The organism is Paraburkholderia ultramafica, from assembly GCF_902859915.1.
Classification (GTDB): domain Bacteria; phylum Pseudomonadota; class Gammaproteobacteria; order Burkholderiales; family Burkholderiaceae; genus Paraburkholderia; species Paraburkholderia ultramafica.
On sequence record NZ_CADIKK010000031.1, the window covers coordinates 83,088 to 94,997 of the forward strand.

Sequence of the window (11,910 nt, forward strand, 5' to 3'; positions counted from 1 at the left end):
GCAGATGATGTAGCGGTCGAAGGGGCCTGCCGGTTGTTTCGCTCAAGCGAAGCGGTTGCGGAGGCCCCTTTTTCGTGTAGTATGTCGGCCAATCAACGAATGGGCCCGGCCTTCAAGACCGGGTCTTTTTCTTGGGCCGGACGCCGTGCTGGTTGCAGGCAGCGGACTCATAATCCGCCTCCGAAAGGACATCGTGGGTTCGACTCCCACCCGGCCCACCAAGGATCTCAAACGTTCTTGGACCCCGAATTCTGCTCCGCAAAAGTGGACCTGCTCCGCAATTCGCTTATTTCGTCGGTCCAACCTTGTCTCCCCGCCGCTTCCGGACATAGTGTTCCGTCATGGCAAGCGACTCGTGCCCAAGTTGTTTCTGGGCTTGCCGGATGTCGCCAGTCGAATCTGTTTTGTCGGTCCCAGCCTTCGCTCGCAAGTCTCTGAACTGGAATTCGTTCTGTGGAATTCCGGCGGCCTCGCGGGCCATCCTGAACCGGTATTGCAGTGTCCTCAGTGTCATGCGGTCACCTGATTCGGTAACTACTAACGCCGTGCTTACGACCTTGTAGGTTGCCTTGCGCGCCCGAATTCGCTCGATCACCGTCTTCAACTCGCCCATGAGTTCCATGCGCAACTTTTTCCCCGTCTTGCCCTGATCGATGAGAAGAAAGTTGTTCTTGATGTCTCGCTCGTCATAGCCCAGCGTGTCCTGCGGACGCTGTCCCGCCAGATAGGCTAGATCCATTGCATCGCGCGTTGGTTGGTCGGCTTTCGCGTACAGACGAGCGTACATGTCATCTTCGACGTAAACGTCCCGGCCGTCTTCAGTATTCTTTCTCACGCCTACGCAGGGGTTTGCAACCTTGGTGAGTCCGATTTCTCGCGCATAGTTAAATATGTGGCTAAACAAGGCAATTTCGCGGTTACCGCGCACATGGCCAGCGTCAGGCGGAGCAGGTCTCTTTTTCTCTACGTACCATGCAACCGCTTTTTGATGGCGCCAGCGCAAGTACTGCTTGATGTGCATGGGCTCGATTTCGTCGAGTAACGCCTCGTCATCGAAGAACTCACGGAGGACGAGCAATTCCTTGAGATTGTCGGTCTGGGTCCGCGGCGCTTTCATCGGCAGCACTTCGCGCACGTAGATACCAGCCGCTTCTTTGAATGTTGGCTGCGCTTCTTGTGGCGCTTGGGCACCTTCGATTTCCGACCAACGCTTTACTGCCAGCACGAAGTTAGACCCGAGCGGTTCTTCGCGACGCGGTTTGCCACCATAGTCATAGTAATAGTAGATGGTGTTCCAACGCCGCCGTGCTCGCATACGCGGTGGCAGATTCAGATTAACGGTTGGTTTTCTACCCATGGTCTCATCTCGACGCCAAAACTTTTGGTTGCCACTTCCGTTGTGCTGGCTCTCTATCCTGTTGCGTTCCATTAATAGCTGTGCGAGCGATGATTGGTATGCCGCGGGCGTTGGTCCAAAACGGGATGCCGGAAGATCTCAGCCAATCGACCTGTCGCTGCTCTCGCGTTTTGCCACAGCGGCCCATGCGAACCCCTGTAAGCTCGGCGACTTCTTCTGGCGATAAGAACGTATCGCTCATAGCCTGATCCTTATTTTTATCCGATGTCAAATGACTTCAATCACGAGTCTTTGCAGCAGACTATGATTTCGAGTGGCAGTGACCTAGACAATCGCAATCTCTAAGGTGGATCCGATTAGAAAACCACTAACCGGAAACAAACTGCATCAAGCTTCTTCGAACGTCTTGCTCGTCAATTGCGCCCTGTCTGCCGCCCTCTGGCGTTTGCAAGATTGAAGCGTCAGTCATCCGTCCGCTTTCGACTTCGCGTGGCGATACGGTAGTCGTCTGGACGGAGTTTTGTTGCTGCAGGAAAAGGAAGTTCTCTGCAAGTAGTTTGAACACTGCTGCTCGTCTTCGACCGGCTTTAGTGTTTGTCAGGTATTCGAATAGCAACGGGTTTGAATCGCGATTGATTGTCACGGTCATTTCGATCGAATCTTCCATTACTCACTACCTGCAAAGATTGTTTTTGAATTGAATATCACTTGCTACAGTGAAGAGTGTCCGGCAATAAGGTAGCCTCTGGCATTCGCATGGATTGGATCGGAGATAATGCAAACGCGAGTAGAGCGGAAGATTTTGCGTACGGCCCGCTCAAAAATTCCGCTTCCACCGCCTGTCAATAAAACGGAGGAAATATCCTCAGTCGTTTTGATTCGACCATAGAGATCGGACACAATTACCTCGATGTGCGCCTGAACTCGTTGCAGATATTCGCCATTCAGATCAAAGTGGCGGCTGTGAGCAATGTATTGCGATCTTGATCGAATCGAGTACTCGATCCGGTCAAGGTCAGTCACTGGCAGGCGAAGATCGGATGCGATCATATCTGCGATTTTCTGGTAAACAACTGCAGTACCAAATCCGATGCCGAAGCTGCGGTCATCATTGACCGCCAATCCGCCTTTGGTAGTCAGAACGTCGGTACTGTAGTGGCCGACGTCCAGGATGATGTGGTTGATGTGCTCTTCACGCTCAATGACGCGTTCATTCTTTCCTGCCAAAAGGGAACCATACGGTTGAGGCAAGACCAAAGTCTTAACCACGAGAATTCGCTTACCAAGCCCAAAATCAACCGTGCCGCTCCATTTTTTCAAATTTTCCGCGTGCTTGAGATAAGTGTGAACAGGCGTGCCGATCACTAGTACATCTATGTGGGGAACCTCGGCTGCATGAAGAGCGGCGGCGAGAAGTGCGTCGTGCGCCCTGCTGATCTGAAAGTCGTCGCCGGGCGTTGGCCTGCTATGATCTGCAACTTGCTGGTTCTGTCTGAGAGAAACTCGATATGTTGTCCCATCGATTTTCGGGCGCACTTCGATGATTTCCTCATTACCGCTCCGAAACGTTGATAGAGCCCCGTTCGTCTCCAGCCCGACGGCCGAAGGGAATTGAAATTTTTTTATGATTCGTCCATCGGCCGCGACCAACACCTTAACGGCCCATGCACCCACATCCACTACCACTACGATTTTCATTGTCTTCATCCTATTCGTTGAGGCCGTTCAGCCGGGTGAAAATCTCCGAGATCTATTAACTAGATCTCGGAGAGTGCAACAGTACTTTTACCCTACGATTCCAAGTACACAAACGAACATTGGCTTGCGTCGAGTCTTTGTAGAGTCAACCGTTAGATCACGGTTTCAGACGACCATACTTTGCATAAATTGCTTGAGTTTTCTTCACGAGCGCTGAGAAACGTCGGTCAAACTCGCCATCACAGAAGACCTTGTGAAGTTCCTCTGCAATGCGATTCATATCGAGATTGTGATCGTTGCCATCCCCTTCGCCCTCAATCTCGATAACCATTGCTTCGCAAAAGTGGTCGCCTTCGTCCACATCGATTGAGCCCGGACCATCGTACTTCTCTAGAATGAAGTCGCGCATATGATCCGTAATCACCAAATCAAGCGCTTGGTAGCCGTAGGGTGTCGAAATATCGTCAGCGATCAAGGGATCAGTGACGATAGCGTCGGGAAGAAACTTCAGCTTGATGCACAAATGGAACTGGCCTCGCTTCGTTGACGACTTATCCTGGAGAACGAGGATGCCCCACTCGCATTCACGGAGGAATACCGGGCGGCTATATCGCTCGAAGAACTGCTGGTATGTAGCGCCTTGGAAATGCGGTTCTTCGTTTTTCTTCAAGCGGCGGAGATGTTCGCTCTTGCTGATGTTTTTTACTTTTTTCAGCAACGTCTTGTCGCGTGCTTCAAATTCAACGTGACGTTGCGGCAATGAGCCGAACGAACACCCTAACGCATGGACGATAGGGATTAGGTGGGTGCGCAAAGGCGCGGGTTTAACGACCACGGCGATACCTCCTTGGGCAGGCAAATCAACTAAACGGAACAGAACCGAAGCGTGAATGGATGAGGGTCACGCCACCCGCGATTTCGCAAGCGAAAACGCGAGGCAGAAGGACGAACGGGCTCAACGAGCCGGTCGACTTCTGCTTCGCGTTCTGGTTGATTGGATGTAGATTTACAGGGCGGCGAGTGCCACCTCAATGCGCGGGAATCGATTCAACAATTGACTTACCGGGGATTTGGACGGTCAATGCTTGAGCTGTTGTCGTGCGCGGCTTACGAATTTAAAGTGATCGGAGGATCAATTGCTTGAGGATTGCCGGGATACCGCGATTGCGCGGAGCGGCGCCGAATTCAGGCGGCAACTGGCGTGCGTCGATTGCAGAATATGTCAGTCGACGGACGTGGATCTGCCCGCGGTGAATCCTGGCTGGAAAGTGCGCGCAATATGGTCGGGGAAATCTGACCAGCGCTCAGTCGATGATTGACGTGCCGCAGACGGTGCAATGCGAAAAACGCATTGTCACATGCGGTATCCGAAGACGTATCTCGGACAGCCTTCTACTTTAATACGATGCTCGGCGTAACGTTCCATGTCGACAAGTGTCTAGTGGTACGTTTTTGGCTGCATCGTTCATAAACCTGGTTGCCGTTTGAGCGGCCTGGATAAATAGTACAGACAAATCAAAATCTGTGTCAAATTTTTTTGTGATCCTTGAATTGCGGTGGTCGAGTTCTCAAGCGAAGTCGACCACTGCGAGAGATACGCGCCCCGATGTCGAGATTCGCCAACCGCACGCCAGCATTCCGCCGGAAGGTCATTTTTGTCGCACCTTCGCGGCACGAGCTAGCTTCAATGCCTTGAGCTGGGGCGCCCGATTGGTGCCAAGAACGAGTTGCGACTCGGAGCGCGGCGTAACAACCGATTCACGTGCAATTTTGAGCAGCGTCCGTGCGCGGTCCACGGGAAGGCGGCGGACCTCCCGAGCTAGGTCTCGACGGCCGTCGGCGGTGAACTGTTTAGCCGCACGACCCAGAAACGCATGGAGGTCGGATTGGCTGGCAAGCGCAGACAACGTTGGCCCATCAGTTTGTGCCCCCAGAACGCGTAACCCGCGGGACGTTTCCTGCGCCGATTGGTTCGGCACCGGACCTTCGGCCTGGAAGAGGCTAGGCGGGGGCCTTACGTATTCAGCGGGCGGGGCGGGCGACAGGGAATCGCCGTTCGAGGCAAAGAAATGGAGAGCGTCGCCAAGTTCACGCAAAACGTCCTCGCGTAGGCGATCCCGGACACGATTCGAATCCCAAGGACAGACCTGTTTGGCGCTGATAAGAGCAACTCGTTGTGCCCAGCCCCAGACATGGATAAACAGACGGATCTCCGCTCCGGCTCGGATTCCATACCGTGGGCCACGATAGTCAAAATAGGCTTCTACCGTGGGGAACGGTGTCGTCAGTTCAGGATTGTCAAAGGCGGCGAAGAAGGCTGTGAGCGCGTCTGTCTGCCGCTGCAGCGCGAGACTCAAATGTTTTTCGCTGATGGGAATTTCTGCTTTTTTGAACGCTTCGATCACCGCAAGCGCCCGTGATACTGATCGTTTTCCCAAATATTGCGCTAAGACATGATCCCGCCAATAAAGAAGGGCTGCTTCGCGATCCGACCCGAGGGGCTGCTCCTTGGTCACTTTAGGGTTTTTCAGATAGTAGTACACCTTGCCGGAGGCCTGTCTTCGAGCCCGCAGGCCCGGTGGTAGATGCTTCTTCGCGGTCATGGCCTCGTCAGCCTCCGACAAGATAGGCCAAAGAAATCGATGGGCGGAAATGTCCCAACTCAACACTCAGGACTTTGAGTGCTTGCTTCGAGCCAAGCAGAGGGATTAGCGTCGTAAGTCGATTCTGTGCAAAACTGTGCCGCATCCCGTGCAAACCTAAGCTATAGCCGAGTGCGCGCTTGCTGGCGTAGCTAAAAGAGGCAGAGAGAGCTTGTCCGCCACCAATGTCAAAATAGCTGACGTAGTTGATTTCCCTATCGCGCACGATGATCGGCGCTGGCCGTGCGCGCGTCCGCAGCGCCTCCGCTAGCTCACGTGAGATTGCAACCTCTCGCACCAGACCGCCTTTGCCGGTGACCAAAAACACGACAAAGTCTGTGCGGCCAGCGAAGCGGTCGGGAGACCACTCACGATGCGACGATGGTCCTTCCCCACGCGGTTCGCGCAGTGTCCAGCACTCGTGAGCGCGGAGTCCACCGTCGTAGCACAGCAGTGTCCCAAACTGATTGTCTTCGGTTTGCCGTGCGAGGATCTTTTGGACGTCTTCGAACGGATAGGCGCGACCATGCACGTGAGAGATGATGCAACTCTCAACGCGAGGAAGGCGCACGGAGAAAATTTTCGCCAAGGCTTGGATAGCTTGATTGACAGACTTTTGGGCATGGGCCTCGGCGTATTCATCGAGAAATTCAAGCATCATCGTTCGGGTGTGCACCTCATTCAATGGGAGCCGGTTTGCGCGCAGCCATCGAAAATACGCGGCAAGTACCTCCCGGTACGCACGCTCGCTCGATATCGAGCGCAGTGCAGCGGCGTTGAGCTCCCCCATCTCTTGTTTTGACGAGCCGTGAACGGCGATGCTACCCACTGTCGCGCGTGCGAGTTCACGGATTCTCATCAGCGCTTTCCCAAAGTTGATACAGGTTGTGCTTGATAAGTGCGTCGCGCACTGCGTCCCCAGTGAACAGGCGGCCAGTCTTTTCTTCAATTTCGATGGCGAGTTTGCGGAGGCTGAACTGCCGGGGATTCAGCGAATCCAGCCGCCGCAGGGTGAAGCTGCACAATACCGGTAGCTGACTATCCAATGCAGAACGCCTTTTTCGCCGTTTAACTGTAGATGCGGTCCGCCCGCAGTAGCGCTCCGCGAGATGTGTAATCACTTCGTCCAAAGGCATCATTCACTCCTGGTGCGGGGGTAAACCATTTAGACCGGTCACCGGAGAAAGCCGGCGACCGTTGTGCCAACAATATGTATCGGTGAAACGAAAGACCAGAGCGGCATGCGCCCTTCAGAGCGGGCGCACCCGCTCCTTGCCGCGACAATGCACTACACCCCGGAGCGCGGCTGCTCCGCGAGGCTGAAGTTTTTCTTGATTGATTTGCGCGTATCGTGCGATTGCGCAACTAGAGGCTGATCGCCGTGCGGTCGTCAGCTTGGGACTGGTCAATCGGAATGCCGAATGACGTTTGAGATTGCAATGAAGGATCGAACGAGAATATTTCGATGTCGAGCTTACATTGATTCGCAAGGGGGGGCTTTGCAGGCGTGGGTCTCAACGATGACGTCGAGCCACGCGGACGGAATAGTAGATTCCGAAGATACTAGATTGATGTGGGCTGTAGATCACCCGAGTTATCAGGCTGGATTTGTGCCAGCCATTATGCCGAAACATCGGCGCTGCTTGCCGTGCAATGTTAAAGAGGTCTATGAAACCTCGCAAGCGATTTTTGAAGATGCCGAGGGTGTGCTTTCAAAACGGACGAGCTTGTTTTTTGGGGAAATTAAATCGGTCATTTACAAGCAGTACAACGAAGTCGGACTTTTCGTCGAGCTAACTGGGACATTTGACCTACACGCGGAAAGATTTCTCGACGCTTCGTTGAAAGTTCAAGTTTGATACGTGTTATGTCGGATTTAAGTGCCAAAAGGTCGAATTGAATTCCACGAACTTCAATATCCTCGATGCCGAGTAGTACAAAAGTCGGAGTTAACCTGTACTAGGAGGCTGTTGAAACTCGCTGCGACATTTTTGGGAAAAGAGGTTCTTCTAGCTGCAGATGACACAATCGACCGGTAGTCGAGACCGGTTGGTGCAACCAGTCGTCTTCGGCGGAGCTTAACTCGACACATATTAAAGCCGGACCGTCAATTGAACCGACTTAACTTTCTGTGGGATCACCGAAGTACCGGTGAGGGACTTGATCATCGGTTGTCGACTCTAAGACACCCCGTGAATCGTTAAAAACATCGGCAGCGGCTTACCTGGATTGGATTGGGAGCGGTACTGCCGATTCTGACGTAGCCAACACATGTCATAGTGCAAGGCCGTCTAGTAGGGGCAGCGACATGTTTCAGACAGGTGTACGGCAGATGTTTTTTTTGGTCAAGTTGTCGACAGCCGATTCGAGGTCAGACAGGTTGCTAGAGTGGGTTGTCGAGGACTGTGGGGAGGAAGTGGCGGCGCCCGCTGTGTTGCCGGGCGCTGACCAGTGCAATGGGTCAGGACGATCTCCTGCCCTCAGATTGCATGCATGGTGCTCCATGCACACCGTCTCGCGTGCGGAATGGCGGTGGAGCTTACGTCGTTCGAGTCGGTTCGACTGGTACGAGGGGCGGACGGCGACTGGCATGTTTCATTCGGTGACGTAGCGACGCGTGCACGGATTCACATCGCTTCTACCCACTAAGTTCTCCATGCTCCGTCACTTCGCGAAAGAGGATGGTCACGCACGTCTAGGGGCGCTGTGCTGCTGGCGCAGCCGGTATGTGTAGTCAACGCGCGTCTCGCCTTCGGGCAGATCGGCTTTTGCCAGCGCCTCGACCTGATACAGCGCCTTGAAGTATTCCAGTGCCTGCGCGGCACGGCCGCTGGGTTTCTTCATGCCCTTGAGCGCGTCGACGAAGGCCCGACGGGCGTGAGCCAGGCAGCCGAAGTGGGTTGGACCTTCGAGCGTACGCCAGGCGGCGTATCCGTCCGTCATCAGCAGGCCTTCATAGCCGGCGAGGAACGCCTGAGGATATTCCTGCCCGCGCCCTGGCCGATAGTCGAACAGCACGACCGGTTCCGGACAGTCTTCGGCACTGCGGTAGACCCACATATACGATGTGCTCTGCGCGGCCTTGCCAGGTTCCTTGAGCACCTGCACCGTTGTTTCGTCGCCATGGATCAATGGCTGCGACAGCAGCGTCGTGCGCAGTGCCTCATATAGCCGGTTGTAGTGCAGTTCAGCGGGACGGATGATCCAGTTCGCCAGCGTGCCGCGCCCGACTTCGATGTCTGCGCGGGCCAGCGCGTGGGCCATGCGATACAGCGGCGTACCGTCGACGTACTTGCCGGCCGTGACGGTGGCGATCATCGCCGCGCTGGCATTGCTGCCCGGCAACGGCTGCGTTGGCACCGATGCGGTGATCACCGGCGTGCGTTCGGCGTGGCGTTCGCAGTGGCGGCACGCGTACTTGAAGCGCACGTGCTGCAGCACGGACGCCTTCACCTCGATATGCAACTGTTCGCTGACCTCTTCGCCCATGCGGTGAAGTGCGTGTGCGCAGCATGGACAGATCTTCTGCTCTTCGGGCAGGTCGTATTCGATGCGCTGACGTGGCAGGTGCGCCGGCAGCGGTTTGCGTCCGGGCCTGTTTCGTGCCGGCCCGGGTACATCTGGCAGGCCAGTATCGGGCAGCGCGACCGTGTCTTCGGCATCGCCGGCGTCATCGTCGTCGATGGCGGCAATCTGTTCGGCCTCGTCGAAGACGCGATCCCCGAGCTTCTCGCTGCCCGGCGCGAAGCGCTTGCTCTGCGCCAGGCGGAACTGCTCCTCCAGCTGGGCAACCCGTTCGCCCAGTTGCCGGTTGCGTGTCTCGAGTTCACGGATATAGGCCTGGGCGGCCGGCGGCAATCGGGAGAAATCGTCCTCGTTCATGCTCCCAGGATAGCGAAGGATTGCGTGCGATGGGTTTACGGGAATGTGTAACCGCCCACCTGCCCGCTGTTTTACCGGGGACGCCCCGGCGTTCAACTCGCGTGGCGGTACCGCCGTGATGGATGGCGGCGCACTGCCTCAACGTCAATGCCCTCAAGGAGCCAATGCAGCTGTTCGGTCGTCAACTCGATCACCGCCTGTGGCCGACGTGGCCAGACGAAGTGGTCCTGCTCAAGGCGCCGCAGCATCAGCCAGAAGCCGGTGCGCTCGTAGAAGAGCAACTTGACCCGGTTGCGTCTGCGATTGTGGAAGGCAAACATGGCACGCGCAAACGGGTCAAGTTGCATGGACTGCTCGACCAGTGCCACCAGGCTGTTGATGCCGGCACGGAAGTCGATCGGCTCACGATGCAGGAAGACCTTCAGGTCCGCCTCGAACCGGAACATCACCGCGCTCCCAATGCGGCAATCATCGCGCTCACGAGGGCCGCATCGTGTCCTGAACATTCGAGCTCAAGCTTCACGCCGTTGGGCAATCTGGCCGACAGTCGCGCACCCTGTATCGCCGGTGGCGACAGGTCCGCGCGCTCCGGCTCAGGCGTGGGCCGCGCAACATGTGCCGTCGCCGGCACCGGCGCCGCGTCATCGATTGCGACGACCGGCACGAAGGCCGGGAACCCGACAGCAGTGTTGAGTCTTGCGGAGGCAGTTTGCTGTTCGCGCAGCCGAACCCATTTGCGCAACTGGTTGGCGTTCACCCCAGCCTTCAGGGCGAGGCCAGACAGCGACGCGCCTGGTTGCAGGCAGGCGTCGACCAGTCGCCGCTTGTCTGCCGGGTCGAAACTGTGCTTGCCGCCGACACCCACGCGTGTCACCCGCAAGGGCAAAAAGGTCAGGTCATTCTCGGTCATGGATTGCGTCCGCAAGTTTTGGGTTGCGGATGCAATCGTGGACCTTCTCAAACGCAGAAGCTAGGTGCGCGAAAACTCGCGCTTACTGTTTAGCGACTATCTTCATTGTCCTAGCCTGCCGGGCGAAGCGTGATCGTGAAGCTCGCGGGCGTTTTGCCATTGGAGTCTAGTGGCATCGGGTCCGAGCGCTGCACGGCGCGCAACGCGGCGGCGTCCCACTTGGAGTCGCCGCTGCCGCGCGTGATCGTTAGGGACAGCAGCGTGCCCGTCGGCGCACAGTGTACCGCCAGGACCGTTTCGAGGCCCTGTATTTCGCCGGCCCAGACGATATTCGGACGAACGCGCCGCAGGACCTTTTCCGAGTAGCCAGAACTTGCGGCGTCTGCCGCTGGAGTAGGCGCAGCGCTCTTTCCCTCAACGCTTTGAAGCGCCGCCATCTCGGCACGCGGTTCGTCGTCGCCGAACTCCCCTAGCACCTTGATTTCCTTGCCTTCCGGGCTCACCAAGACGTAAGGATCCCATGATCCATGGCCTTCCATGTATCGGTGCTGGCTCGTCACCAGGTAGCCCGCGTATTTGCCGCGCTGGACCACCGCGAACCCATTGCCGTTTGTAATAAACCGCTCGCGACCGCCTTGAACCGGAACGGCATGGATCGCCCCGGAGGTCACCCATGCTGCCGTGTTGAAATAGAGCGTCGAGCCATCCGGAGAAAACTTAAGTGAGTTGATGCCAGATAGCTCGTTCTCCGGTTTCGCCGAATGCGCGGCTGTAACTATCTTCCTGAGCGAGTGGTCCGAGATGCTAATCACGTACACGTCGCTCAGAGAGCCGCTGTTAGGATCATTCGAATCCACCTGTTCGCCGGGGCGCTGGCGCATGAAGGCGATCAGATTGCCGTCCGGGGAGATTGCCGGGCTCCCGTCGGCACCCGTTTCCGTGAGCAGTTCGGTCGCTCCCGATGCGTTCCGGTAGACAAGGTTTCCGTGCTGGACAACGACGGATTGAGCGCGGGCCGCAACTGCGGTAAGCGCCAGAGCGGCCGCGACAATCGTTCGTTTCATGATGTTTATCCTGTTTCTACTAGCCTGACGATCCATGCAGCGGCATATGCGCGCAGACCTCGTCAAGATAGCACTTCCGGTATGCGGCCATGTAGGCGCTAGGGGCGCCGACCTTGAACTCCTGACGGGTCTTGAACTTGAGCGCATCTGCGCATACATGGCTCCACCGCCCAGCGTGCGTGAGCGGCCGTATCGAGCGACTGCTCACAATCAGAGTGTTGCCGTTAAGCCTCTGGCGGCTCGATCGTCGGCTGTGGGTCGAGAGTGTGTGGAAACACCATTTTTGCCACCGAGCGCGCGATTATAGGTCGGGTCGATCGAGTTTTATACGTCGAGCATGCGCTAATCTAATGTCGC

The 11,910-nt window shown here is 56.3% G+C and carries 12 protein-coding genes, 1 tRNA gene and 1 pseudogene; 2 read left to right on the forward strand and 12 right to left on the reverse strand.

Annotation, left to right across the window (positions count from 1 at the left end; all coding sequences use genetic code 11):
- Positions 1-133 precede the first annotated feature (133 nt).
- Positions 134-221: transfer RNA gene (locus HV744_RS27485), tRNA-Ile, on the forward strand.
- A 65-nt stretch (positions 222-286) separates the two neighbouring features.
- Here the strand turns inward: HV744_RS27485 and HV744_RS27490 are convergent.
- From HV744_RS27490 to HV744_RS27525, 8 genes are all read right to left on the reverse strand, one after another.
- The gene (locus HV744_RS27490; protein ID WP_175152518.1) at positions 287-1,357 is read right to left on the reverse strand and encodes a tyrosine-type recombinase/integrase; all 1,071 of its coding nucleotides are present in this window, start codon (positions 1,355-1,357) and stop codon (positions 287-289) included.
- Positions 1,358-1,361: 4 nt separating this feature from the next.
- The gene (locus tag HV744_RS38075) at positions 1,362-1,598 is read right to left on the reverse strand and encodes a DUF4224 domain-containing protein (protein ID WP_175152519.1); all 237 of its coding nucleotides are present in this window, start codon (positions 1,596-1,598) and stop codon (positions 1,362-1,364) included.
- Positions 1,599-1,724: 126 nt separating this feature from the next.
- Positions 1,725-2,024, reverse strand: a complete 300-nt coding sequence (locus HV744_RS27500; protein WP_175152520.1) for a hypothetical protein — start codon at positions 2,022-2,024, stop codon at positions 1,725-1,727.
- Positions 2,025-2,068: 44 nt separating this feature from the next.
- The gene (locus tag HV744_RS27505; protein WP_175152521.1) at positions 2,069-3,055 is read right to left on the reverse strand and encodes a ParM/StbA family protein; all 987 of its coding nucleotides are present in this window, start codon (positions 3,053-3,055) and stop codon (positions 2,069-2,071) included.
- A 157-nt stretch (positions 3,056-3,212) separates the two neighbouring features.
- Positions 3,213-3,890, reverse strand: coding sequence for a hypothetical protein (locus HV744_RS27510; protein WP_175152522.1), 678 nt, complete (start codon positions 3,888-3,890; stop codon positions 3,213-3,215).
- Positions 3,891-4,704: 814 nt separating this feature from the next.
- Positions 4,705-5,658, reverse strand: a complete 954-nt coding sequence (locus HV744_RS27515; protein WP_175152523.1) for a phage integrase Arm DNA-binding domain-containing protein — start codon at positions 5,656-5,658, stop codon at positions 4,705-4,707.
- A 7-nt stretch (positions 5,659-5,665) separates the two neighbouring features.
- Positions 5,666-6,556, reverse strand: coding sequence for a site-specific integrase (locus HV744_RS27520; RefSeq protein WP_175152524.1), 891 nt, complete (start codon positions 6,554-6,556; stop codon positions 5,666-5,668).
- A complete protein-coding gene (locus tag HV744_RS27525; protein WP_175152525.1) occupies positions 6,543-6,836 on the reverse strand; it encodes a hypothetical protein in 294 nt (97 codons plus the stop codon). The genes HV744_RS27520 and HV744_RS27525 overlap by 14 nt, the downstream gene beginning before the upstream one ends.
- Before the next feature lie 282 nt (positions 6,837-7,118).
- On the opposite strand from HV744_RS27525, the gene HV744_RS27530 reads away from it, so the two are divergent.
- On the forward strand, positions 7,119-7,556 hold the full coding sequence (locus tag HV744_RS27530; protein ID WP_175152526.1) for a hypothetical protein: 438 nt from the start codon (positions 7,119-7,121) through the stop codon (positions 7,554-7,556).
- 838 nt (positions 7,557-8,394) lie between these two features.
- Here the strand turns inward: HV744_RS27530 and tnpC are convergent.
- The 4 genes and pseudogenes from tnpC to HV744_RS27550 all read right to left on the reverse strand — a co-directional run.
- A pseudogene (gene tnpC, locus HV744_RS27535) lies at positions 8,395-9,579 on the reverse strand (IS66 family transposase); the annotation flags it as partial.
- A gap of 92 nt (positions 9,580-9,671) precedes the next feature.
- Positions 9,672-10,025: an IS66 family insertion sequence element accessory protein TnpB gene (gene tnpB / locus HV744_RS27540; RefSeq protein WP_175152527.1), complete on the reverse strand. Its 354-nt coding sequence runs from the start codon at positions 10,023-10,025 to the stop codon at positions 9,672-9,674.
- Positions 10,025-10,489: an IS66-like element accessory protein TnpA gene (gene tnpA / locus HV744_RS27545; RefSeq protein WP_175152528.1), complete on the reverse strand. Its 465-nt coding sequence runs from the start codon at positions 10,487-10,489 to the stop codon at positions 10,025-10,027. Before tnpA ends, tnpB begins: the two co-directional genes overlap by 1 nt.
- A 110-nt stretch (positions 10,490-10,599) precedes the next feature.
- The gene (locus HV744_RS27550) at positions 10,600-11,553 is read right to left on the reverse strand and encodes a TonB family protein (RefSeq protein WP_175152529.1); all 954 of its coding nucleotides are present in this window, start codon (positions 11,551-11,553) and stop codon (positions 10,600-10,602) included.
- Positions 11,554-11,910: the final 357 nt, after the last annotated feature.